A 25,860-nucleotide genomic window follows, 5' to 3' on the forward strand; every position below is an offset into this window, starting at 1 on the left:
AATTATTTTATGGATTCAATTATGATTTACGTGCCGGCCATACTGGCCATACTGGGCCTCCTCTTCATGGCTGTAAAGAGGTCCTGGGTGCTGAAGCAGGATGCAGGGGATGGAAAGATGAAAGAAATTTCAGATTACATCTACGAAGGGGCGCTTGCTTTTCTTAAAGCCGAATACAAACTGTTAACCATTTTTGTAATTGTTGCAAGTATAGCCCTTGCCGTAATTGCATACATTGTACCCACTACCGACTGGCTCATTATACTGGCCTTTGTTTTTGGTGCCATCTTCTCGGCGCTGGCCGGTAACATGGGTATGAAAATTGCCACCAAAAGTAATGTGCGCACCACACAGGCAGCGCGCACCAGCCTTCCGCAGGCGTTAAAAGTATCTTTTGGCGGCGGTACGGTTATGGGGCTTGGCGTTGCCGGTCTTGCCGTACTGGGGCTTACTGCCTTTTTCATTTTCTTCTTTTATTATTTTATGGATGGTCAGTGGGCATCTGCCATGTATGGCGGTGAAACCCGCACACCACAGGAGCTTATGACGATAGTGCTGGAAACCCTTGCAGGCTTCTCGCTTGGTGCGGAGTCTATAGCGCTTTTTGCCCGTGTGGGCGGTGGTATCTATACTAAGGCAGCCGACGTGGGTGCCGACCTTGTAGGTAAGGTAGAGGCGGGAATCCCTGAAGATGACCCGCGTAACCCGGCAACCATTGCCGATAATGTTGGTGATAACGTGGGCGACGTAGCCGGTATGGGCGCCGACCTTTTTGGTTCGTACGTGGCAACGGTACTTGCCGCTATGGTACTGGGTAATTATGTGCTTAGGGATATTACCCTTGCTAACCCGGGCTTTACAGATGCGTTTGGTGGTATAGGCCCTATATTGTTGCCAATGGCTATTGCCGGTTTTGGTATATTATTCTCTATAGTAGGCACAATGCTGGTTAACATAAGCAGTAACGATGCAAAAGAAGCACAGGTTCAGGGTGCCCTTAACAGGGGTAACTGGGTATCTATAGTGCTTGTGGCGGTTTCATGCTACTTTTTGGTAGATTATATGCTGCCCGAAACCATGAGGATGGATTTTTATGGTGAGGAAGCTAAAGATATATCTTCTATGAGGGTGTTTTATGCAACGCTCATAGGTTTGGTTGTAGGCGGTGTTATATCATCGGTTACCGAGTATTATACGGGTCTGGGCAAAAAGCCGGTGCTTGCCATAGTGCAAAAATCGAGTACGGGTGCGGGCACTAATATTATTGCAGGGCTAGCTACAGGTATGGTTTCTACATTCCCTACCGTGCTGCTGTTTGCAGGAGCAATATGGGCTTCTTATGCCTTTGCAGGCTTTTATGGCGTGGCGCTTGCCGCTTCGGCTATGATGGCTACTACTGCCATGCAGCTTGCTATTGATGCCTTCGGCCCAATATCGGATAACGCAGGCGGTATTGCCGAAATGAGTGAACTGCCTAAAGAAGTACGTACACGTACTGATATATTAGACTCAGTTGGTAATACTACCGCAGCTACAGGTAAAGGCTTTGCCATTGCCTCTGCGGCGTTAACATCGCTAGCGTTGTTTGCGGCCTATGTAACCTTTACAGGTATAGATGGAATCAACATCTTCCGTGCGCCGGTACTTGCCATGCTGTTTGTTGGTGGTATGGTACCTGTGGTGTTCTCGGCGTTAGCCATGAACTCGGTGGGTAAGGCTGCAATGGATATGGTATATGAAGTGCGCAGGCAGTTCCGTGAGATTGCAGGCATAATGGAAGGTACAGGCAAGCCGGAATATGGCAGGTGCGTAGAAATATCTACCAAGGCCGCTTTGCGCGAAATGATGCTGCCTGGATTGCTTACAATAGGTATGCCTATTGCCATAGTGCTTATTGGGATGCTGATTTATCCTGACAATAACCAGATGGTTGCCGAAATGCTTGGTGGCTATATGGCGGGTGTAACGGTTAGCGGTGTGCTTTGGGCGGTGTTCCAGAACAATGCAGGTGGCGCGTGGGACAACGCCAAGAAATCTTTCGAGGCAGGCGTACTGATTAACGGGGAAATGACCTTTAAAGGCTCTGACGCGCATAAAGCGGCTGTAACAGGCGATACGGTAGGTGACCCGTTCAAAGATACCTCCGGGCCGAGTATGAACATCCTGATAAAGCTAAGCTGCCTTATAGGGCTTGTAATAGCCCCAATACTGGGAAGCCATGATGGGGGCGAGGGCATAAACCCGGCAACTGCTACCGTTATAGAGCAACCCATAATAACAGGGCAGGAAAGCCGTGAGGAAGTTACCATAGAAAAGCAGAGGAATGATGATGGTACCATGACGGCGACTGTTATTGTTTCTACCGTAAGCGAAAAAGAAACGGTTAGCACCCACCGCGAAACCTTTAGCGGTACCGAGGATGAGGTTAACCAACGTATAGAAGAATGGCGTAGCAGCAGGAGATAATTTTGCTGTAGTTTTTAGATAATAAAGGGGCTGTCTCAAAAGTGTCATTCTGAACGACGCGATAGCGAAGTGAAGAATCTTAAATGATTGATTTCATTTAGATTCCTCCTATCGTCGGAATGACAAAGTGCTGGTAAAAGCACTTTTGAGACAGCCCTTTTTTTATTCCATTTCGACTATAGCGGAGAAATCTGTTTTTATTGATGTTGAGATTTCTCGGTTTCATTTCATTTCACTCGAAATGGAACTACGCCTTTTGTTGTTTTTCCATTTCGAACGTAGTGGATAAATCTTCAATAATTATGATGTTGAATCTAAAAATATAAGATAATATTTATAATATTTTTACCTATCATTTAATAGAAAATTTATGTTTGTAAAATAATTATAATACATGAAAACGATATCAATACTACTGTGCTTTTTGATTATATCGTGTGGAGTTCCCTCTATTCCATATAACAAAGAATTATATTTTGAGCCTGATTTAGAATTATTTATGACTCGTGAGGTAGGCGATAAAATTATTGAAAGTGGCGAACGGGGTTTTAGGAATGCTTATAAAATTATCAGTATAAGTAAAGATTTAAAAATTTTAAATATTAGCTTTCCTTATAAACAAGGAGATGTACTTCCTATTTCTGAAATTACGCCAAATTACTATCTATATCATAATAATACAAAGGTAATATTTAATAATATCGCATATACAGTTGGTCTCGCAGAAAATAAGAAAGATGGAAGTATAAAGCCTTTCATTAATTCTATTAATGGTTTTGAGGTAAAACACACCGATGATTTAAAATTAGAAAAATATAATTATTACATTGATGGATGTAATAATTGCTTTAGAAATGAAATTGTTTATAGTGGTAAGTCAGGTAACACTATAAAATTTATGTATAGGGAATATATAGATGATTTAGCACGTCCGTCTTTTTATCAGGAACTTCAATATGATTTAACTGAAAATAATATAATAGGCTTTAGAGGATCACGAATAGAAATCCTGAAGGTCACAAATACGCAAATTGAATATAGAATCATAAAACATTTTAATTAACCTATTTGATGGTTAAATAAGTACTTTATGTGCTAAAACAACCCGTTCAGTTCAGCGTTTATGTTGTTGATGATGGTACCTAAATCTTCCGGGTTATCTACAAAGTCCAGTTTATCTACGTCGATAATTAAAAGCTTGCCTTTGTCGTAGCCCTGCACCCACGCTTCGTAACGCTCGTTAAGCCTGCTCAGGTAATCTATAGATATAGAGTTTTCATAATCCCTGCCACGTTTGTGTATTTGCTTTACCAGGTTGGGTATAGAGCTGCGCAGGTATATCAGCAGGTCGGGTGCCGCAACAAAGCTTTCCATCAGCTCAAACAACGATTTATAGTTATTATAGTCGCGGTTGGTCATTAACCCCATAGCGTGCAGGTTGGGCGCAAAAATATGCGAATCTTCATATATCGTCCTGTCCTGTATAATGTTCTTGCCACTTTCACGTATTTGCAGTATCTGGTTAAAGCGGCTGTTTAAAAAGTATATCTGCAGGTTAAACGACCAGCGCTCCATCTGGTGGTAAAAATCATCCAGGTAGGGGTTGTCAACCACATCTTCATAGTGGGGTTCCCATTTAAAGTGTTTTGCCAATAATCCTGTTAAAGTGGTTTTCCCGGCGCCAATGTTTCCGGCTACAGCTATATGCATTATTCAGGTAGTGTTATATTATATTCAATTATGTGTGTGCCCGTAAAAATAGTCAAAATTTGCGCTGTGTAAAAAAAGTCGGTACTGGTTTTTTCAACCGTTTCAACCTTTTGCAGGCTGTTTTTCCCAAAGCTGTACAGGTACAGCGTGTTGCCTTTTTGCAGTAAAACCTGTGTGGCGCTAACAGGCTGCATACGGTCAAACTCCGGCAATGTGCCAATATTGGTAACCTTCCCGAAAAGGTTTACAGCATAGTAATTAAGGCTGTCATCTGCCCAGTAAAAATAGTTGTAATCGCTGTAATAGGCTTTAAGCTGCTGGTTAAATGGCGGCGTTACGCTTTTAAAAGTGCGCGCTGCGGGGTCATAAAGCCCTGCCTGCTGGGTGTTCATGTCATATAGCCAGAGCCTGTTCTGCGATGCCAGCCCAACGGCTTCGGCTACTATAGGCAGCTGGCGGTTTTGCGGTATGATATCATTAAAATCGAAACGTGCCGTTTCATTTAGCTGATTATCCAGCATTACAACCGTATTGAACTTTTTGTAAAACAGTACTATCTGTAGCGGATTCTGCAAATCTACCCTGTATATAGTACCCAAAGAGACTGCTTTGTAGCGCACTGTTACCCCATCCTTCTGTTTCCTGAATTCGTTATTGGCGATAGTGTAGTGCCACCCAAACTGGTCGCGCCCCGCATAACGGTCGGCTGCTGCTTCGGTATCGGTAAGCAGCTTTACAGGAACGCTTAATTCCTGTGCTGAGGCAATGCCCGAAACTAATATCAATAATAACAGCAGCTTTTTCATTACTGTAAAAATAGTTTTTAATTACATACACAACGCTGTAAAGCTGTTGTTTGTTTTAGCTGTATTATTTATAGTGTTTACCGCTATTTATTTAAATAAAGCTGCGTAAATATTACTTTAGACTGAAATTTAAGAAAAAATCATGTAACAACATAGATGCAAAATAGTCTAAAGTGCATATATAATATTTAAAGCATGAAAAATTTATCACTATTACTTATACTTTTTTTAGCAACTGTAAACCTTAATGCACAGGATTTTCAGGGTATGGCAGTATATGAATCGAAAACAGGGGTGGGCGACCAGATGGCAAAGCTGGACGAGAACAAAGAGATTACCCCCGAAATGAGGACGATGATAGAGGCACAGATGAAGAAAATGTTTGAAAAGACATTTGTGCTCAACTTTAACCGCACCGAGTCTATATACAAAGAAGAAGAAAAGCTGGATGCACCCGGTTCTAACCCTGCATTTAAAATGATGTCTTCTATGATGGGCGGCGGCGGTGTGCAGTATAAGAATATCAAGGAAAAAGTATCCTTGCAGGAAAAAGATATTTTTGGGAAAGAGTTCCTTGTTACCGATACGCTGCCTAAAATACAGTGGAAAATGCTGAATGAGACCAAGAAGATAGGCGAGTATACCTGCTATAAGGCTACTGCCGAAGTGCCTGTTGACAGGAGTAACATGATGAACTACAAACCCAAAAAAGGGGCAGAGGAAGCCATGAAAGAAAAGAGCGAGGAGGAGCTAAGGAAAACTAATTTTATGGATATGGTAGAGATGCCCGACACTAAAATAATCACCGCATGGTACGCTCCCGAAATACCCGTTAGCCAGGGGCCTGAAAATTACTGGGGGCTGCCGGGGCTTATATTAGAGGTTTCGGATGATAAGACTACCATATTATGCAGCAAGATAGTTTTAAATGTAAAGGAGAAGGCAGAGATTAAAAAACCTACCAAAGGTGAAAAGGTCAGCCCACAGGAGTTTGCCGACCTGATGGTAAAAAAGATACAGCAAATGCAGGAAATGTATGGCGGTGGCCGGGGTGGCATTCGGATAGGCGGCTAATAGAATTGCTAAATTAGTTTTATAACTATAAATATAGTTTTGTAACTAAAAAAATAGTTATATTTGTGATGAACTGTAAAATCAATCATCATGAAAAACTTTTTTGTATGCTTATTTATGCTCGCAGGATTTGCCCTGCATAGCCAAAACTTCAGGGGGATGGCTGTTTACGAGTCGAAAACCATGCTGGAAATGAAAACCGGAGACGGTAAGGAAATTGACCTGGGTGAAGATTTTAAAGAACAGCTTGCAAAGGCTTTCGAGAAAAAATACACATTAAAATTTGATGCACAGGCCTCGGTATATGAAGAGCAGGAAAAACTGCAAAGTCCGGGTCCGGTGGGTATAACTGTAAAAGTAACGGGAGATGGCAGGCGATACAAAAACCTTAAAGAGAAATATTACCTTTTGGAAGGCGATATTTTCGGGAAAGAGTTTTTGGTTAAAGACTCACTGGTAAAGCTTAACTGGAAACTGGAAAACGAAACTAAAAAAATAGGCAGCTACAACTGTTTCAAGGCTACTTATACCATTAAAAAAGATAATACAAAGTCCGGCCTTTTTGGTACAGAAAAAGATGTTGTGGTAACAGCCTGGTACACACCTGATATTCCTGTCGGGCATGGGCCAGGCATTTATTGGGGGCTGCCGGGGCTTATACTTGAAGTTAACGATGGCTCAACTTCACTTTTATGTTCTAAAATAGTGCTTAACCCGGCCGATAAGTTTGAAATTACGAAACCATCTGTAGGCCAAAAAGTGTCTCAGGCTGAGTTTGACAAAATTCATGAAGAGAAAATGCAGCAGATGGAGCAAATGGAAAATACAGGCCCCGAAGGAACTACAAGAGTTTTCCGTATAGGGGGATAAAACAAACACACTACCAACAAAACAACCTAATGAAATCAGTATTAATTGCTTTAGCTTTATTATTTTCTGTAAATTTTTATTCTCAAAACATACGTGTGCAGGGTGTGCTTAAAGACTCTACAGGTGTAGGACTGGAGATGGCTAACGTTATGGCGGTAGAAAAAGCTACCGGAAATATGGAATCTTATGCCATAACCAATGAGGCGGGTAAATTTCAGCTTGCGCTTAAGGCAAATACCACTTACCTGCTAAAAGCAAGTTTTATAGGCTATACCCCTTTTGAGGAAGAACTTACCACAGGTACTGCCAATATCGATAAAGATATTACCCTGCAGCAGGGCATACAAATGAAAGAGCTTGAAATTGTGCATGAAATGCCTGTAACTATAAAAGGCGATACCATTGTATATAACTCTGATTCGTTTACAAACGGCTCTGAGCGTAAGCTGGAGGACGTATTGAAAAAATTGCCCGGGGTAGAGGTTAACGAAGACGGCGAAATAGAGGTAGAAGGCAAAAAAGTGAGCAAGCTGATGGTAGAGGGCAAAGACTTTTTTGATGGCGATACAAAGCTTGGGGTTAAAAACATTCCGGCTGATGCCGTTAGCAAAGTTGAGGTGCTTCGCAATTATAATGAGATAGGGCAACTTCGCGGGGTGCAGAATAATGAAGATAATGTTGCCATGAACATAAAGCTGAAGGATGGCAAGAAGAACTTCTGGTTTGGAGATATGAGTGCGGGTGCCAGCATAGGCGAAGGTGAGCGCTATATTGTAGCCCCGAAAATATTTTACTACAGCCCCAAATACAGTCTTAACATTATCGGCAACATCAACAATACGGGCGAACTGCCGCTTACAGCACAGGACTATTTTAAATTTACCGGCGGTTTCAGGAATTTAATGAAGCGAGGAGGTACCTCTTTCAATGTTAGTTCCAATGATATAGGTATTTCGTTGTTGCGTAATAACAGGGCAAAGGAGATAGAAACAAAATTCGGGGCGGCAAACTTTACCTACAACCCCAGTAAGAGCTGGACACTTAGCGGATTTGGTATTATAAATTCCTCGCTTACCGATATGGAAACCGTTAGCCGTAATACATTGCTAAACCCGCTTACAGGTGAGCCTGAAACGATACAGGACACCCGCGAAACAGCAGAGCAGCGAAATGATTTTGCACTCTTCAAGTTAAGTTCAAGCTACAAACCTAATGCAAACTTTCAGTTTGATTATGATGCTTTTCTTAAAACTTCAGACCAAAAAGAGATGAACGAGTTACTTACAACTGTAACTCCGGAAACAGAGCAGAGCCAGGATATTTATACTGACAAAAGGCAAAATCCTTTTTCGTTTAACCAGAATGCAAACATTTATTATACGCTGAACGAACGGAATATATTTGCTTTTGAGGCACAGCACCTGTATCAGGACGAAGACCCGCTGTATAATGCCAATCTCGCTCAAAATCCGTTTCCTTCTGTATCAGAATCAGGTTTAAACCTGGGACTTTTACCTGCCGGACGTTATGACCTTTCGCAAAAGCGCTTCGTAACCACTAATAAAACAGATGCTAAGCTCGACTATTACTATATGGTGACCGATAAGAGCAGCCTTAACATAACCTTTGGCAATACGTACTCGTATCAGAACTTTAATTCGGATATATTCCAGATACTTGACAACGGCGAGGTGAATGAAATGGATACAAGTACTAAAAATGACGTAAGTTTTGTATTTAATGATGCTTTCGTGGGCGTGCACTATCGCTTTATAAAAGGAAAATTTGAATTAAATCCTGGTGTAAGCTTCCATGCCTACAGCATGAAAAATGATCAGGCAGGCACTACTGTAAATAATAATTTTTTCAGGATATTGCCCGATGTTTTTGCACAGTACCAGATTCGTAAAATGGAAAGGCTTATTTACAACTACTCCATGACTAACCAGTTTACAGATGTTGCCAACTTTGCACGCGGTTATATACTTAACAGCTACCAGTCATTATTCAGGGGTAACCCGGATCTTGAAAGCTCGCTGTACCAAAACCACAGCCTTAGCTACTTCCGTTATGATATGTTCAACTTTACGCAGATTTATGGTAGTGTTGCCTACACCAAGCAGATGGATGCCGTTAAAAGCATAGCTGCATTTGATGGTATTAACCAGGTGCGCACAGTAGAGAATTCCCCTTTTGCAGATGAAACTTTTACAGCTTTTGCAGGCTACAACCGTAATTTTGCCCGTTTTTATAAAGCATCATTAAATGCTTCAATATCATGGAGCAGGTTTAATAACTTCCGTTTTGACAGTGAGTTTTCAGGAACTGATGCTACTATAGATAATTCGATAAGGCAGGTAAATGAACAGGTAAGCCATAACTATACAGCCAGCCTTGCAACCACCTACAGGAAATTCCCTAATATAGAAGTAGGTTTTGAATACAGCCTGAATGATTATGCCGATAATAAGTTTTACAACCACAGGCCGTTTGCTAATATTAACTATTTTTTCTGGGATGCTTTTACAATAAAGGCAGAGTATAATTATAACCATTATTTTAACAGTGACAGGACATCAGACAACGAATATGATTTTTTAAGTGCCGAAATTATGTACCGCAAAAAAGACAGCCATTGGGAATTTAAGGTTGGAGGTACTAACCTTTTAAATACTACATCTCTTAACGATGACAGCTTTAACCAATTCTCTACCTATACGTCAAGATACAGGGTACAGCCGCGTTACCTGCTGCTTACTGTACGATATGATCTTTAACATCATTAATTCTTTGAATGTTATAAAAAAGTTAAATTAAGTTAAATATTAGATTAAAACTTTGTCGCTTTTGGGTTATCAATATATTTGCCGCATTAAACAAAAAAATTATACCCACATGAAGAAGTTTTTTTATTCAGCTATTGTAGCTGCTGCCCTGATGGTTTCTTGTTCTGATGACGATTCTTCAGACAACAACAACAACAACAACAACAATTCAGACGGCTTTTCAAACAATCCTGTATCAGGAGTTATTTACAATGAAGATTTCGATTTAGGCGGTGGTACTGCAACTCCAATCACTCTTAACGGTGTAGAGAGCCTTAACATCGACCTTAGCGAAAGTGATATTACCTGCGACGATACTAACGAGCAGCCAATATGGATAACAGTTCCGGCAGCAGTAGGTTCTTACAGCAGGCAGGATGGCGAAGTAACAGTACAGTTCAGGGATGTGAATGGTGACAGCTTTGAAGGCTCGCTTGATGCTGAAGTTGAAATTACCGAAATGACTGAAACTATGGTTAAAGGCAGGATAATGGCCGGAGGTTTTGATGAAACCGAAAACAGCATAAACGGTACTTTTGAAGTAACCTATTGCCCGCTTTAATCGTTAAAGCTTAAAAAGTAAACATAAAAAATGCCCCATCAACTGATGGGGCATTTTTATCTATAAGGTTTTATTATAATCCGAAAGCCTCTTTTACTTTTTCTACATAATCCAGTTTCTCCCAAGTAAACAGTTCAACCTCTACGGTTTTTTCTTCACCATTCGGTGCGGTAAAGGTTTTGGTAACGGTTTGTGGCTTTCGGCCCATGTGCCCGTAGGCAGCCGTTTCGCTGTAAATTGGGTTACGCAGCTTTAGGCGCTGCTCTATAAAGTAAGGACGCATATCAAAAAGCTGCTCTACTTTCTTAGCTATTTCACCATCGGTAAGGTTAACCTTTGCGGTGCCATAAGTGTTTATATAAATACCCATAGGTTTTGCCACACCGATAGCATAAGATACCTGTACCAGTATCTCATCGGCTATGCCTGCAGCTACAAGGTTTTTGGCAATGTGGCGGGTAGCATAGGCCGCGCTGCGGTCAACCTTGCTTGGGTCTTTACCAGAAAACGCCCCACCACCGTGGGCACCTTTACCGCCATAGGTATCTACTATAATTTTTCTTCCGGTAAGGCCGGTATCGCCATGCGGGCCACCAATTACAAATTTACCCGTAGGGTTTATGTGGTAGTTAATTGTATCGTTAAACAGGTGTGCATACTGCGGGTTGTTTTTTATAACACGCGGTATAAGTATCTCTTTAATATCTTTCTCTATTTTGGCAAGCATGGTTGCCTCATCGGCAAAATCATCGTGCTGGGTAGAAATAACAATGGCATCTATGCGCACCGGCTTGTTATTGTTATCATATTCCAGCGTAACCTGGCTCTTGGCATCGGGGCGCAGGTACGTTATTTCTTTGCTTTCGCGGCGCAGTGCTGCCAGTTCCTGCAACAACTTGTGCGAAAGGTTTAGCGCAAGCGGCATGTAGTCTTCGGTTTCGTTGGTGGCATAGCCAAACATCATACCCTGGTCGCCCGCACCCTGTTCTTCTTTGCTTTGGCGGTCAACTCCCTGGTTTATGTCCTGAGACTGTTCGTGTATTGCCGAAAGCACCCCGCAGGAATTAGCCTCAAACATATATTCGCTCTTGGTATAGCCAATTTTCCTGATAACATCACGTGCTATCTGCTGTACATCAAGATAAATTTTAGATTTTACCTCGCCTGCCAGTATTACCTGTCCGGTAGTTACAAGCGTTTCGCAGGCTACTTTGCTTTCCGGGTCAAATGCCAGGAAGTTATCAATAAGTGCATCCGATATCTGGTCAGCAATTTTATCAGGATGCCCTTCGCTCACTGATTCTGACGTAAATAAATATGCCATAGTATAAATAAATGTTTTGGGGAGAAAAGATTGCGCAGCATTACGCTAAAGGGGAGGAATATCCTGCTTTAGCATTTTTTAATGAGGTTGCAATCAGTACAAATCTTTCCTCTGTGTTTACGGTGCAAATGTATGAAAGGTATTTGGAATATGAAAAATATGCAGCCTGATTTAAGAAACGTACTTAAAACAGATGTATTATATTTGACGGATACCAACTTTAAAATATGACAAGTTTTAAATACTTCTGCCGACTATTCCCTTTATTACTGGTTCCTGTTACAATGGCAAGCCAGATTCGAACTTCCCTTTCGCTTGAGGGATATGGAAGAGTAGATATAGATTTGTTCGGTAAAGTAAAAGAGTTTAAGGTTGAAGTTCACCGAAAGCCCAGCGGACCTATGGAGAGCAGAACCTATCTTTTTGATGAACACGGAGAACCCCTTGATATTTTAGAAACTACACAGGGACTAAATGCTTTTAGAATGAGTCTCGAAGGGAAGAAGTATCACTATATCTTTAAAAATGGAAAGTTACTATCTGCTCTGAATGTGGGCCCGGAGAAAGATGGTGAGGTTTTTTCGTATGACTCTTCCGGAAACAGGGTTCTTGAAAAGCATTATATGTCGGGTATTTTGGTTAAAGAAATCATTTCGGGTTATTACGCATCCGGCAGGATTAAAAGTGTAATTGAGTACTTGTATAGTGGTTTTAGCGACTATGACGAAAAAACTGAAAAGGATAAAGATAACTATAGGAATGAGTCAAAAGAATATAGTTATGACGATGCAGGTAATCTTATTTTAGTATATACAAAAAATTACAGGAAGAGTTTTAGAGAAGAAGAAATATTCAGGTACGACAGCCTGAATAATTTGGTGGAGGAAGGTCGTTGTTACATACCTAAAGAGCTGGATACTTGCAATTATCGCGGGCTTTTTGGATACATTTATAACGATAAAAACCAACTCATAAAAAAATTCGACTTAGCTCAATTTTCGCCTCATAATACTGACCAAATTTATGTTTATGATGAAAAAGGTAATAAAACAGAATCCATAGGTTATTATCTTTATCCAGAGAATGAACCTGAATTAGGTTACCATTTTAAATATGAATATGATGAATATGGCAATATAATAAAAGATGTTGAAGTTGTAGGTGAATATAGAAGTTTAGGTTTTGAAAGGTACAAAACGGAGGTTACTAAATACGACGAACATCAAAATATTGTACTCAAAAAATACCTCACCGAAAATGGAGACCCGGTTAAAATTGAAACATTTGAATATCGTTATGATAAAAAGGGAAACTGGATTAAAAGCGAGCACAGAGAAGGAAAAAATTACAAAGATTTGAAGGTGACAGAGGTTACTAAGCGAAGAATAGAATATTATTAGATGAGTTCCCATAGATGGAGGTCAAATGTTAAAATTGAAAATTTATCTTGTTTTGTATTGAAATAGTTCGGAAGTTTGTTACAACAAAATACAGTTAAAAAAATGAAATGTAATATTCACCAGTACTTCTGTCATACAATGTGGACTATATCCGCAGGGGGAAGTATTGTCTTGTAGTACATATCAGCAAGCATATAATACAAAGCCCCCTGCACAAAGCAGGGGCTTTTTTTTGTTAAGGTTATTATACAATTTAAAATGAACACATTTTTCGCACATAACGCTACTTACCGCTGCCATAATACTTGTATTACATGGATGCAGCAGCAGTATATACCGTTACCAAAGCGAACAAATTAATTTTAGTATATAATTTAAGGTTCGGCCCCTTTTGGTAACACATCCAGAAGGGGCTTTTTTAGTTTTAATCATCAGTTAATACCAATAGTTATGAATGCAACACCCATAAATGTACTTGGCTACACTGGCAACAGCAGGCAGTTTGTAGTAAAAACGCTTAATACCGATTTAAGGATGAACCAAAATGCCCAATATCCGGAACTTGACGGGCCCAACCCCTATGAGTACCTGCTTGCAGGCTTTGCAGGGTGCATAAACGCACTTGGGCAGCAGGTGGCAAAAGAGCAGGGCATACCGCTGCGTTCGCTGCAAATAGAAATTACAGGTAACCTTAATGAAGCCCCTGCCAACAGGCAAAAGCCGGGCTTTAGTAAAATAGAGATCAAGCTGAAACCCGCGGCAGCCGTTTCTCAGGAAATCCTTCAAAAATGGATTGCCGAGGTACAGCAGCGCAGCCCTGCCTACAATATGCTGGTTAACAATACTCCGGTAGAACTTGTGCTGCACAGGGAGTATGCCTACGTATAAATTAGATAAGATTAGTTGTTCATAAGTTGTTTTTTGTTTGTTTGTTTTATTTCTGAAGGGCTGCCACCCGGCAGCCTTTCTTTTTAATTAGTAAAGATCATGACCCAAAGGATAAATATAGTACTGTTTGGTATAGGTAATGCCGGCAGCGCCCTAATTAATAAAGTAGTAAAGAACAGGAAAGACCTTGTGCTGGAGCGCAGGCTCGATATAAGGTTCCCCATAATAACCAACAGCACCGTGGCTTTTTATGAAAAAGAGGGTGTTAATTACTCATGGGAAGCCAATTTTATACAATTCGGCATACCGTTTAAAATGGATGATGTACTCAACTTTATAAAAGCCTACAGCATGGAAAACCTGATAGCCATAGATGCTACAGCAAGCCAAGACCTGCCGGGGGAATATCTTGATTTGCTAAGAAACGGTTTCAGTATTATATCGGTAAACGAAAAGCTTGAGACTCTGCCGGAAAGTTTTGGCAAAGGTGTAAAGTTCCTCGCCGACAGCCGCGGGCTGGAGTATGTCGTACTGCCACAACAGCCGGGAGGCAAGAAAGCAATAGCGGAGAAGTTGTTTGAGAGTGTTATCAGTATTGCGGAGAAAGAGAAAGTTATCTGACTATAATATTATCCTGCATTTCTTTATTTATAAAATTTGCCCGATAAAATTTTATTCCATTAATTTGCAGTGTTCTTATACACACTGATTATGTTATCATGAAAGGCGGAGGGAATAGACCCGGTGAAGCCTTAGCAACCCTTTAATCTTTAAAGAAGGTGCTACATTCTACCACAGTAAATGCGGATAGATAACACAAGCAATATTGCCATCGGCAATATTCCTGCCCCACTTTTTTTGATGACATAACGGTTCGTTAAGATTTGAAGTCCCAATAAGGAACTTTAAACATTAAACTTTGAACTAATATTGTTATGTCAGAAATAGAAAAGGCTTTGCAAAACCGCATACTGGTGCTTGATGGCGCTATGGGCACCATGCTGCAACGCTACAAATTTACCGAAGAAGATTTTCGCGGCGGGCGCTTTAAAGATTTCCCTTATCCGCTTAAAGGCAATAACGACTTGCTGTCGCTCACGCAGCCGCACGCTATAAAAGAAATACACCGGCTGTATTTTGAAGCCGGCGCTGATATTGCCGAAACCAACACCTTTAGTAGCACGACCATAGGCATGGCCGATTACCACATGGAACACCTGGCATATGAGCTCAATTATGAGTCGGCGAGCCTTGCCCGCGAAGTAGCCGATGCATTTACCGCTGCCAACCCCCAAAAGCCCCGCTTTGTGGCAGGCGCTATTGGCCCAACCAACCGTACCGCGAGCATGAGCCCCGATGTAAACAACCCGGGCTTCCGCGCCATTACATTTGATGAACTGGTTACTGCTTACAAAGAGCAGGTAAGGGCACTAATAGACGGTGGCGTAGATCTACTTTTGGTAGAAACCATTTTTGATACCCTAAACGCTAAAGCCGCCCTTTTTGCCATTGAAGAAGTAAAGGAAGAGTTGGGTAAAAATATCCCAATCATGGTAAGCGGTACGATAACCGATGCATCGGGAAGAACGCTTTCAGGGCAAACCGTTGAAGCATTCCTTATCTCAATATTGCATATCCCGTTGTTAAGTATCGGTTTTAACTGTGCACTGGGTGCCGATCAGCTAAAGCCTTACCTTAAAAGGCTGGCATTAAATACCACGCTAAACATTTCGTCGCACCCCAACGCAGGGTTGCCAAATGCTTTTGGCGAGTATGACCAGACACCGGAGCAGATGCAACAGCTTATTAAGGAATATCTTAATGATAACCTTGTTAATATAATTGGCGGTTGTTGCGGCACCACACCGGAGCATATCAGGCTTATTGCGGAAGCGGTAAGTTCCCCAATATCAAATAGCATAGCTCCTCCTGTGGAGGGGTTGGGGGGGCAGGATGTCGGGTTAAAACTTTCCGGCCTTGAACCGTTATTTTTATCTTATCGTCCTTATAGTGAAACTCCCACTTCGGGGGATGAGGGGCTTGCATTTATCAACATAGGCGAGCGTACCAATGTTACCGGTTCGCGTAAGTTTTTACGCCTTATACGCGAAGAAAAATATGAGGAAGCGCTTGAAGTGGCACGTGCACAGGTAGAAGGCGGGGCACAGATTATTGATATTAATATGGACGAAGGAATGCTGGACGGCGTTCATGCAATGACTACCTTTTTGAACCTAATTGCCTCTGAACCTGATATTGCCCGCGTGCCGGTAATGATAGACAGCTCTAAATGGGAAATTATAGAAGCGGGGTTAAAGGTAACGCAGGGTAAAAGCGTAGTAAACTCCATCAGCCTTAAAGAGGGAGAGGAAGTATTTATCAGCCATGCCAAAAAAATAAAGCGTTACGGTGCCGCTGTAATTGTTATGGCGTTTGACGAAGAAGGCCAGGCCGATACCTACCAAAGACGTATTGATATCTGTAAACGCAGTTATGACATACTGGTAAACAAGGTTGGCTTCCCGCCGCAGGATATTATTTTCGACCCGAATATATTTCCGGTAGCAACCGGTATGGAGGAGCACCGCAAAAATGCCGTTGATTTTTTTAACGCTGCAAAATGGATAAGGCAACACCTGCCCTATGCACATGTTAGCGGTGGCGTAAGCAACGTGTCGTTTTCCTTTCGTGGTAACGACAGGGTAAGGGAGGCCATGCATTCGGCTTTCCTGTACCATGCCATTCAGCATGGTATGGATATGGGTATTGTAAACCCCGAAATGTTAGAGGTTTATGATGCGATAGATAAACAGCTTTTAGAATATGTAGAAGATGTATTACTGGACAGGCGCAATGATGCTACCGAACGCTTACTGGCCTTCGCCGAAAAAATCCGCGATATGGGCTCCCCTCTCTCAGGGAAAGGAGCTGGGGGAGAGGCTGAATGGCGCACGCTACCTGTACAGGAAAGGCTTACTCATGCCCTGGTTAAAGGCATAGATGAGTTTATAGAGCAGGATGTGGAGGAAGCACGGTTACAAGCTGCAAAGCCTATTGAAGTAATAGAGGTTAACCTGATGGCGGGCATGAATGTGGTGGGCGACCTTTTTGGAAGCGGTAAAATGTTCCTGCCACAAGTAGTAAAATCGGCAAGGGTGATGAAGAAAGCTGTAGCTTATTTGCTGCCTTATATAAATCAAGCCCCCCCCGCCCCCAAAGGGGGAGCTAAAGAAAACTCAGGTCAAGTCCCTCCTTTGGAGGGGTTGGGGAGGCTTAAAAATGCTACGAATATTGACGCTTATCATTGGAAAACGGCTAACCCTGCAAATTATAAATTGCTGAAGGAGTTTTGTAAACAAATGCGTAATAAGCCTACTGAAGCTGAAAAGCTTTTATGGTACGCATTAAGCGGTAAAAAACTCGAAGGTTATAAATTCAGGAGGCAGCATATAATAGGCAATTATATAACTGATTTTATTTGCTTGAAGCAAAACCTTATTATTGAGGTAGATGGACTAATACATCAACTACCTGATAATAAAGCTAGCGATGCAGAAAGAACAGAATGGCTGGAAGAGCAGGGATTCAAAGTTATTCGGTTTACGAATGATGAGGTTTTATCGGGTATAGATTCTGTTTTAGATAGGGTATTGACCGTAGTTACCGATAAAGCCCCCTCCGCCCCCAAAGGGGGAACTCTTGATTCCGACATTCAAGCTCCCCCTTTGGGGGCGGGGGGGGCAGGCAAAATCCTCATGGCTACTGTTAAAGGAGATGTTCATGATATCGGCAAGAATATAGTATCGGTTGTGCTGGCCTGTAATAATTTCGAGATTATAGACTTGGGCGTTATGGTTCCGCCCGAAAAGATCATAGAAACCGCTGTAAAAGAAAAAGTAGATATTATAGGGCTTAGTGGCCTGATAACGCCATCGCTGGACGAAATGGTGTACCTGGCCAAAGAAATGGATAAACTCAATATCAGCATACCGATGATGATAGGCGGGGCAACAACATCGCGTGCACACACTGCGGTTAAAATTGCCCCTGAGTACCGAGAAACGGTTGTGCATGTAAACGATGCCTCGCGTGCTGTTACCGTGGCAGGAAACCTGCTTAACAAAGCAACAAGGCAGGAGTATGCCAGGGCATTAAAGGCAGAATATGATGAGTTACGTGAGGGCTATCTGGGCCGTAGCCGCGAAAAAGAGTACCTTACTATAGAACAGGCAAGGGCAAACAAATTGCAATTGGACTGGGATAATTATACACCTGCCAAACCGAATTTTATTGGTGTTGCAACCATAAGCCCGGAGGTTGCAGACCTTATCCCTTATATTGACTGGACGCCTTTTTTCCGCACGTGGGATTTACATGGTAAATATCCCGAAATACTTAAAGATGAGGTTGTAGGCGTCCAAGCACAGTTGCTCTATGAAGATGCCCGGCAAATGCTGGACAAAATTGTAGAGGAAAAATGGCTTAAAGCAAAAGGGGTATATGGTATTTTTCCTGCCAGTCAGGTTAATGACGATGATATAGAGGTAAGCCCCCTAACCCCCAAAGGGGGAATTTCCGAACCGGACGTTAAAGCCCCTCCTTTGGAGAGGTTAGGGAGGCTTTTAACCCTCCGCCAGCAATCAGTGAAAACAAAGGACGCGCCTAACCTTGCATTGGCCGATTTTATTGCGCCAAAAGAAAGTGGCAAGCAGGATTATATAGGTATGTTTTGCGTTACTACAGGGTTTGGTGCTGATGAAAAGGCTGCCGAATATGAAAAAGCGCATGATGATTATAATGCTATTATGGTTAAAGCGCTTGCCGACCGCCTTGCAGAAGCCTTTGCCGAATACCTGCATGAAAAAGTGCGGAAGGAAATATGGGGTTATGCCAAAGGTGAAAACCTTAGCAACGAAAGCCTGATAAAAGAAGAATATAAAGGCATACGCCCAGCGCCCGGCTATCCTGCCTGTCCTGACCATTTGGAAAAGACGACTATCTGGAAGTTGCTGGATGCCGAACAGAATACAGGTGTAAAACTAACGGAAAGCCTCGCCATGTGGCCTGCAGCATCAGTATCGGGGTACTACTTTGCACATCCTGAAAGCAGGTATTTCGGATTGGGAAAAATCAAGGCCGATCAGGTAGCTGATTATGCACAACGCCGCGGCATTACTATAGGGCAGGCAAACAAATGGCTGGGGCCGAATACTGCCCCTTAATCCGCGGCACCGGAAACTCGTGATAAATTGGAAATAATAATAGAAAAGAAATAATATAAAGCCCCTCCTTTGGAGGGGTTGGGGAGGCTCATGAAAGTAACAGAACATATAGAGAAAGCAAACGGGAAAGCCTTATTTTCCTTTGAGATACTGCCGCCATTAAAGGGGCAAAACATTCAGAGTATTTTTGACAGTATAGACCCATTGATGGAGTTTAACCCTCCGTTTATAGATGTTACCTACCACCGTGAGGAATATGAATATAAAGAGCTGCCAAGCGGCCTGCTCGAAAAGCGCGTGGTTAAAAAACGCCCGGGTACAGTGGGTATTTGTGCAGCTATACAAAACAGGTATAAAGTAGATGCTATTCCGCATATACTATGCGGTGGTTTTACCAAAGAAGATACCGAAAACTTTTTAATAGACCTCGACTTCTTAGGCATTCAAAACGTACTGGCACTTCGTGGTGATGCCGTCAAGAGTGAAATATACTTTAAGCCTGAAAAAGAAGGCCACCAATATGCAACCGAACTGGTTACACAAATTGACAATCTTAACAAAGGGATTTACCTTGATGATCATTTACAGAATACCTCTGCTACCAATTTTTGCATTGGGGTGGCAGGCTATCCCGAAAAGCATATGGAAGCACCAAGCCTTGACAGCGATATTTATTTTCTGAAGCAGAAAATAAAAAACGGGGCAACTTATATTGTTACACAGATGTTTTTCGACAATAAAAAATTCTTTGATTTTGTAGCCAAATGCAGGAAAGAAGGTATTACTGTGCCCATAATACCCGGTTTAAAGCCAATATCCACCAAAAAACAACTCAACCAGATACCGCACCGCTTTAAGGTAGATTTACCCGATGAGCTTATTATGGAAGTAGTGCGCGCCAAAGATAATGATGCGGTAAAACAGGTGGGTATAGAATGGTGCATCAGCCAGAGCAAAGAGCTTATAGCAGAGGGCATACCTGTATTGCATTATTATTCTATGGGTAAATCAGATAATATCAGGGCAGTGGCAAAAGCTGTATTTTAATGATAACATTAATCTGCTGTGTTTAAATTGCTATTTTTGGGCAAATTTAAATGATGAGAAAAAAAATAGCGCTTGTAAGCATAGTTGTGGCCATCATAGGCTTAACTATCGATATTATTATGGCAAGGGGTGTAGCAGGAGGGCTTTATATTAACCTGATGGGTGTAAATATCCCTGATATTATTTTCAGGTTTAGCGGCCTTAACTACATAAATGTATTTTTTAATATGCTGTTGCTTACAGGCGGCCTCCTCCTTTTAAAAAACGGCAAAGAAAAACGGCTTATACGTTATGTTTTTTCATTGATACTGTTTTCTAAAGTACTGTGGCTTTTAATAATATTCATAGCGCTGATTATCGAGATTTTTAAAGGCTTTGATTCCCAATACATTTGGTTTATACTTTTAGCTGTAGTTGCCTATTTTGCCTGGGGTGCTCTTGCCTATTTTATATTGAGGTATTTTCAAAAAAAAGTACCGTTAGAAGTTGTAGTAAAAAATGATTTTGATTCGCTTGTAGAAGCATCAAAATGGAAAAGGGTTGTTAACAGGCTCGCCGATTTTACAATCATGGTGCTTATACTGTTTCCCTATCTCAAAGAGCTTGTTTTTTCAGGGTTTATGCGTTCGTTTGCAAGAGAACCCGGTGGAGAGGTAGTGGCGCAAATTATATTAATGCTTTTTATAGCGTTTCTGCAAGTGCTGTACTATTTTATTTTTGAACTTGTATTTCAGGCTACACCCGGTAAAATGTTAACCGGTACAAGGGTAGTAACATCAGATGGTGGCAAACCATCTGTTAAGCAGTTGTTTATAAGAAGTACAACCCGTTTAGTGCCTTTTGAAGCATTTTCTGTTTTCGGGAATCTCTGGCACGATAGCTGGTCTGATACCTATGTTGTAAATGAGAAACGGGAAGGAGCAAGCGGAGCAGCCTATTTTCTTATATTTCCGATATATGCTGTGCTTGGTGGTGGCATTTATGCAGGCCTTGAAGCCTACCGGACGATGCAGTATAAAAAGCGAAATATGGAAATATTTGAGCATAATAAAGAGGAACTTCTATCAGGGCTGGATAAGCTTACAGATAAATATTTCATAACGCTTATTGAAGGATTTATTGAAGAACAATCATTCCTTAAAGTTGAAAAGATTGACGGTGACAGTATCACTTTTACCTATATTGATGCTAATGACAACTTTAATAACTACAGTACCGACCAGTATGAAGTTGAAAGGTTTTATTCTGCTAAAAAAGACAGCCTGCCCCAATTTACAATCTCTAAAAAGCAGCTTAAGGCTGCCATAGATACAGAATATAAGGAGGATGATATATACGGTAATAATAAAGGCAAACCAATATTAAACAACGGCAGGAATTATGTACTTTCTGATATTTCGGAATGGTTTGCACCCAATATAGTCCTTAACAACGTTTATGTCAATCCGAATGGCGATATGAAAAACCTTAATATCAACATTACGAATAAAGGATGGGCTGCTGAACTTGTAAAAATTTCCGACAAGGTAAACTTACAATGGCACCCTCCATTGCCTGCACGTATTGCTGCATCGCGATATGGGATGGGAGACCTGACAATGTATGCAACCACTGAAGAGATCGACGAGTTTGAAGCAGAACTGACATTTAAGGATTCATTAAACAGGGTGCAGGTCTATACAGTAAAAGGCAGCGGCCCGGATTTTAGGGACGCTGAAATGAAACGAATCAAATAATGTTGGAGCGCTTAAACTATTTTTACCTGTTGTTATTTTCAGCAGTTGTTTTTGCCCAGGAAACCCCGAACGGCAAATTTAGTGCAGATGCCAGCTACTTTTACGGCAATATCATTCCACACCGCAAGTCCATACAGCATCTTATAACAGGTCATCCTGAAGGGGTTATCATTAGCTTTAATCGCAAAACGTTCGGCAGGGAAGAGTGGGAGCGCACTTATAATTATCCCGATTATGGCTTTTCGTTTCATTATGAAGATATGAAGAACGAAAGCCTGGGCGAAATGTACGGGCTTTACGGGCATTACAGCTTTTACTTCTTTAACAGGCAACTGATGTTCCGAATAGGGCAGGGACTCGCTTACAATACCAACCCGTATGACAGGGAAACCAATTTCAGGAATTATGCCTATGGCGCCCATTTAATGCCCAGTACTTATTTTATGCTTAATTACAGCAGGCAGGATATATGGCAGGGGCTTGGGGTGCAGGCTGGCTTGTCTTTTATTCACCATAGTAATGCAAGTATGAAAGCTCCTAATACCAGTACCAATACATTAGCGGTAAACGCGGGGCTTACCTATACATTCAACCGAAAAGAAGATAATACTTACATACCCCGTGTGGCTGACAGTATTGATTATAGTGAGCCCTTTAAATTCAATATCGCCTTCAGGGGCGGGTGGAATGAGAGCGATGTAATTGGCAGCGGACAAAAGCCCTATTATGCACTATCTGTTTATGCCGATAAGCGCATCAGCCGCAAAAGTGCCTTTCAGCTTGGCGCTGATGTTTTCTGGCCCAAGTATCTTGAGGAGTATATAAAATTTAAATCGGTTGCCTATCCTGAAGAGAATGTAGATGCCGATACCGATTACAGGAAAGTCGGTGTTTTTGCAGGTTATGAACTTTTTATCAATAATTTGTCGGTAGAAGGGCAGGCGGGGCTGTACGTTTACGAACCCTTTAATTCTACAGGAAGCCTGTACCAAAGGGTAGGGATGAAGTATTATTTTGCAAAAAAAGTTTTTGGGGCAATATCGTTAAAAACACACGGCGCCAAGGCTGAAGTACTGGAATTTGGAATAGGGGTAAGATTATGAAACAGGTATATTTTATAATTGTATTTATAGGCCTGCTGCTTTCAGGCTGTAACAGCGAAAACGCACCTGAATGCTTTCGCGCTGCAGGGGATGAGGTTATGTATGATATATCTGTTACCGAATTTAACGCGATACATATTTCTCCGGGAATAGAGCTTGTAATAAAACAGGAAGCAGTGCAAAAAGTTACGGTACATACAGGTGCCAACCTTAAAGAGTTTATTACTGCCGAAGTTAAAGACGGGACTTTGTTTATTACCAACAGCAATAACTGCAATTGGACGAGAGACTATAACAGTACAACTGTATATGTAACCACACCGGTTTTATCGCGTATATATTCTGCGTCGCAATTTGCAGTAAAGTCAGATGGGGTGCTTACTTACCCAGTTTTAGCATTGCAGTCAGGTTTAAACAGCGAAACCGCTTCGGGGACGTTCGAGTTAAATGTTGATGTGCAGCAACTGTCCGTAGAAGATAACCAGTCTTGTTATTATGATATTACAGGCAACGCGGAAGAACTTTCTGTTAGTTTTTATTCAGGAGATGCCCGTTTTAACGGGGCCAACCTTATTGCTCAAAAAGTGTGGGTCTTCCACCGTAGCTCTAATGATATTATAACTAACCCGCAACAGGAAGTTAAAGGTACATTATACTCAACAGGAAACCTTATTTTAAAAAACCAACCGCCTTTAGTAGACGTAGAACGTTTATATACCGGGCGTGTAATTTATAATTAATCCTGTTCTTCGTCTTTGGTCATCTCCCTGAAAATAGCCTCGAGGCTTTTGTTCTTCTGGTTCAGCTTCAGCGTTTTCAGGCCATTATCATGGGCAAAATCAAATATAACAGGGCGCATATCCTTTTCGGTAGAAAAGCTAAGCAGCCAGTTAAAATCATGCGTATTGCGATATTCTTTCAGGTTCGGAATCTGTTGTATAAGCTGTTCCTCTACACGATTGTCAAACTCAACCTCAATAACCTGCTCTTTACTCTCGGTAAGGTTGGTAATCTTGCGGTCGGCTGCAATTTTACCTTTGTTTATAATAATTACCCTGTCGCAAATGGCTTCAACCTCCTGCATAATGTGGGTTGAAAGAAATACGGTTTTATTCCTGCCAATGTTTTTTATCAGTTCGCGTATTTCGGCAAGCTGGTTCGGGTCAAGCCCCGTTGTGGGTTCGTCCAGTATCAATACTTCCGGGTCGTGCAGCAGCGCAGCGGCAAGCCCCACGCGCTGGCGGTATCCTTTAGATAGCTGCCCTATTTTTTTATTGGCTTCGGGTGTAAGCCCGGTAAGGTTTATTACTTCTTCTATCCTTGCCTTAGCCACTTTATACACATCTGCATTAAAGGCAAGGTACTCACGTACATACAGGTCAAGGTACAGAGGATTGTGCTCCGGCAGGTAACCAACAGATTTTTGCACGGCTTTCGGGTTTTGCGAAACATCTTCACCGTTTACCATAGCGTTACCTTCGTCTGCGGTTAAATAGGTGGTAAGTATTTTCATCAGGGTAGATTTACCCGCACCGTTTGGCCCCAGGAAGCCTACAATTTCACCCCTGTTCACTGTAAACGAAACACCATCGAGCGCCTTTTGCGTCCCGTAGCTTTTAGTAATATCCTGTACCTCTATCGACATGGTTTTATGGCATTAGTTTTGAACAAAAGTAGTAAGAATTAGCTAATTTTGCATTATACTCAAGAAGATGGAAAACTACAGCGGAACAAAACAATGGCTTGAAGCATTCGGGCTTTCTCACCCATTGGTAATAGCAGGGCCATGCAGTGCCGAAACCGAAGAGCAGGTGCTGGATATAGCAAGGCAGCTAAAAGACAGCGATGTAAGTATATACCGTGCCGGGATATGGAAGCCGCGCACCCGCCCTGGAGGGTTTGAAGGTGTTGGCGCTATAGGGCTTGAGTGGCTGCAAAAGGCAAAGGCCGAAACAGGGCTTATGATGGCTGTTGAGGTAGCAAACGCCAACCATGTTAAGCTGGCACTGGAGCACGATATAGATGTTTTATGGATAGGGGCACGCACTACCGTTAACCCTTTTGCAGTTCAGGAGATTGCCGATGCGCTTGAAGGGACAGATAAAATAGTACTGATAAAAAACCCCGTAAACCCCGACCTTGCCCTGTGGCTTGGCGGTGTAGAGCGTATTTATAATGCAGGCATTACCAAACTGGGTGTGGTGCACAGGGGTTTTTCCACCTATGAGAAAACAAAATACCGCAACATACCCGAATGGCAGATACCGATAGAACTCCACGGGCGTTATCCTGACCTGCCCATTATATGCGACCCCTCCCATATTACCGGGCGCAGGGATATGATACAGCAGGTATCTCAACAGGCGCTTGACCTTAATTATGACGGGCTTATGATTGAAACCCATAACAACCCCGACAAGGCATGGAGCGATGCGGCACAACAGGTAACGCCACAGGTACTGAAAGAAATACTTAAAAGCCTTGTGCTGCGCAAAAAATCGGATGATACGGATGAGTTTAACACACAGCTTAATAATTACAGGCTGCGCATGGATGAATATGACACAAAAATGCTGGAAGCCATAGGCCGCCGTATGCAAATAGCCGAAGACATTGGTGCGCTTAAAAAAGCTAATAATGTTGTGGTACTGCAAAACAAGCGCTGGCAGGAAGTTAAGGAACGGATGATGGCAATGGGTACTGAAAAGGGACTGAGCGAAGATTTTATAAACCTGCTTTTTAAAGCCATACATCAGGAAAGCATCAGCCACCAGGAAAAGATAATAAACAGCGGTAATGAGTAACAATTGTCTTTTAACACAGCTAT

Annotated in this window: 19 protein-coding genes and 1 riboswitch; of the genes, 15 read left to right on the plus strand and 4 right to left on the minus strand. The window is 41.9% G+C overall.

Features of this window, described 5'->3' with window-relative positions; genetic code table 11:
* The first annotated feature begins 9 nt into the window (after positions 1 to 9).
* Both KJK34_RS06235 and KJK34_RS06240 read left to right on the plus strand, forming a co-directional pair.
* Positions 10 to 2,466, plus strand: coding sequence for a sodium-translocating pyrophosphatase (locus KJK34_RS06235; RefSeq protein WP_223052996.1), 2,457 nt, complete (start codon positions 10 to 12; stop codon positions 2,464 to 2,466).
* A gap of 394 nt (positions 2,467 to 2,860) precedes the next feature.
* Positions 2,861 to 3,529 (plus strand): hypothetical protein, encoded by a 669-nt coding sequence (locus tag KJK34_RS06240; RefSeq protein WP_223052997.1) that lies wholly within the window; start codon positions 2,861 to 2,863, stop codon positions 3,527 to 3,529.
* A 32-nt stretch (positions 3,530 to 3,561) separates the two neighbouring features.
* On the opposite strand, the gene KJK34_RS06245 is transcribed toward KJK34_RS06240, so the two are convergent.
* Complete coding sequence (locus KJK34_RS06245; protein ID WP_223052998.1) at positions 3,562 to 4,176, minus strand: deoxynucleoside kinase; 615 nt, start codon at positions 4,174 to 4,176, stop codon at positions 3,562 to 3,564.
* Positions 4,176 to 4,982 (minus strand): hypothetical protein, encoded by an 807-nt coding sequence (locus tag KJK34_RS06250; protein ID WP_223052999.1) that lies wholly within the window; start codon positions 4,980 to 4,982, stop codon positions 4,176 to 4,178. Before KJK34_RS06250 ends, KJK34_RS06245 begins: the two co-directional genes overlap by 1 nt.
* A 195-nt stretch (positions 4,983 to 5,177) precedes the next feature.
* On the opposite strand from KJK34_RS06250, the gene KJK34_RS06255 reads away from it, so the two are divergent.
* The 4 genes from KJK34_RS06255 (at position 5,178) to KJK34_RS06270 (ending at position 10,313) form a co-directional block, all read left to right on the plus strand.
* A complete protein-coding gene (locus KJK34_RS06255; RefSeq protein ID WP_223053000.1) occupies positions 5,178 to 6,056 on the plus strand; it encodes a GLPGLI family protein in 879 nt (292 codons plus the stop codon).
* A gap of 90 nt (positions 6,057 to 6,146) precedes the next feature.
* Positions 6,147 to 6,926, plus strand: coding sequence for a GLPGLI family protein (locus KJK34_RS06260; RefSeq protein WP_223053001.1), 780 nt, complete (start codon positions 6,147 to 6,149; stop codon positions 6,924 to 6,926).
* A gap of 29 nt (positions 6,927 to 6,955) precedes the next feature.
* Positions 6,956 to 9,703, plus strand: a complete 2,748-nt coding sequence (locus KJK34_RS06265; protein WP_223053002.1) for a TonB-dependent receptor — start codon at positions 6,956 to 6,958, stop codon at positions 9,701 to 9,703.
* Between the two features lie 118 nt (positions 9,704 to 9,821).
* Positions 9,822 to 10,313 carry a hypothetical protein gene (locus KJK34_RS06270; RefSeq protein ID WP_223053003.1) on the plus strand — a complete coding sequence of 164 codons (492 nt, stop codon included), beginning with the start codon at positions 9,822 to 9,824 and terminating at the stop codon, positions 10,311 to 10,313.
* Positions 10,314 to 10,386: 73 nt separating this feature from the next.
* On the opposite strand, the gene metK is transcribed toward KJK34_RS06270, so the two are convergent.
* Entirely contained in the window at positions 10,387 to 11,637 is a 1,251-nt protein-coding gene (gene metK / locus KJK34_RS06275; protein ID WP_223053004.1) for a methionine adenosyltransferase, read from the minus strand.
* A gap of 227 nt (positions 11,638 to 11,864) precedes the next feature.
* Here metK and KJK34_RS06280 point away from each other — a divergent pair, with 227 nt between their 5' ends.
* From KJK34_RS06280 to KJK34_RS06315, 8 genes are all read left to right on the plus strand, one after another.
* Positions 11,865 to 13,037, plus strand: a complete 1,173-nt coding sequence (locus KJK34_RS06280) for a hypothetical protein (RefSeq protein ID WP_223053005.1) — start codon at positions 11,865 to 11,867, stop codon at positions 13,035 to 13,037.
* Between the two features lie 450 nt (positions 13,038 to 13,487).
* The gene (locus KJK34_RS06285) at positions 13,488 to 13,925 is read left to right on the plus strand and encodes an OsmC family protein (protein WP_223053006.1); all 438 of its coding nucleotides are present in this window, start codon (positions 13,488 to 13,490) and stop codon (positions 13,923 to 13,925) included.
* Positions 13,926 to 14,024: 99 nt separating this feature from the next.
* Complete coding sequence (locus KJK34_RS06290) at positions 14,025 to 14,546, plus strand: hypothetical protein (protein WP_223053007.1); 522 nt, start codon at positions 14,025 to 14,027, stop codon at positions 14,544 to 14,546.
* A 90-nt stretch (positions 14,547 to 14,636) separates the two neighbouring features.
* Positions 14,637 to 14,743: riboswitch (SAM riboswitch) on the plus strand.
* A gap of 117 nt (positions 14,744 to 14,860) precedes the next feature.
* On the plus strand, positions 14,861 to 19,147 hold the full coding sequence (gene metH, locus KJK34_RS06295; RefSeq protein ID WP_223053008.1) for a methionine synthase: 4,287 nt from the start codon (positions 14,861 to 14,863) through the stop codon (positions 19,145 to 19,147).
* A gap of 90 nt (positions 19,148 to 19,237) precedes the next feature.
* Entirely contained in the window at positions 19,238 to 20,194 is a 957-nt protein-coding gene (gene metF / locus KJK34_RS06300) for a methylenetetrahydrofolate reductase [NAD(P)H] (protein ID WP_223053208.1), read from the plus strand.
* 53 nt (positions 20,195 to 20,247) lie between these two features.
* Positions 20,248 to 21,930, plus strand: a complete 1,683-nt coding sequence (locus KJK34_RS06305; RefSeq protein ID WP_223053009.1) for an RDD family protein — start codon at positions 20,248 to 20,250, stop codon at positions 21,928 to 21,930.
* Positions 21,930 to 23,033: an acyloxyacyl hydrolase gene (locus KJK34_RS06310; protein ID WP_223053010.1), complete on the plus strand. Its 1,104-nt coding sequence runs from the start codon at positions 21,930 to 21,932 to the stop codon at positions 23,031 to 23,033. Before KJK34_RS06305 ends, KJK34_RS06310 begins: the two co-directional genes overlap by 1 nt.
* Positions 23,030 to 23,773 carry a head GIN domain-containing protein gene (locus tag KJK34_RS06315; RefSeq protein WP_223053011.1) on the plus strand — a complete coding sequence of 248 codons (744 nt, stop codon included), beginning with the start codon at positions 23,030 to 23,032 and terminating at the stop codon, positions 23,771 to 23,773. Before KJK34_RS06310 ends, KJK34_RS06315 begins: the two co-directional genes overlap by 4 nt.
* On the opposite strand, the gene gldA is transcribed toward KJK34_RS06315, so the two are convergent.
* A complete protein-coding gene (gene gldA / locus KJK34_RS06320) occupies positions 23,770 to 24,678 on the minus strand; it encodes a gliding motility-associated ABC transporter ATP-binding subunit GldA (RefSeq protein WP_223053012.1) in 909 nt (302 codons plus the stop codon). The genes KJK34_RS06315 and gldA overlap by 4 nt on opposite strands.
* Positions 24,679 to 24,745: 67 nt before the next feature.
* On the opposite strand from gldA, the gene KJK34_RS06325 reads away from it, so the two are divergent.
* On the plus strand, positions 24,746 to 25,837 hold the full coding sequence (locus tag KJK34_RS06325) for a bifunctional 3-deoxy-7-phosphoheptulonate synthase/chorismate mutase type II (protein WP_223053013.1): 1,092 nt from the start codon (positions 24,746 to 24,748) through the stop codon (positions 25,835 to 25,837).
* Positions 25,838 to 25,860: the final 23 nt, after the last annotated feature.

The sequence above is a fragment of the Flavobacterium coralii genome (assembly GCF_019891545.1).
In the GTDB taxonomy this organism is placed as follows: Bacteria; Bacteroidota; Bacteroidia; order Flavobacteriales; family Flavobacteriaceae; genus Flavobacterium; species Flavobacterium coralii.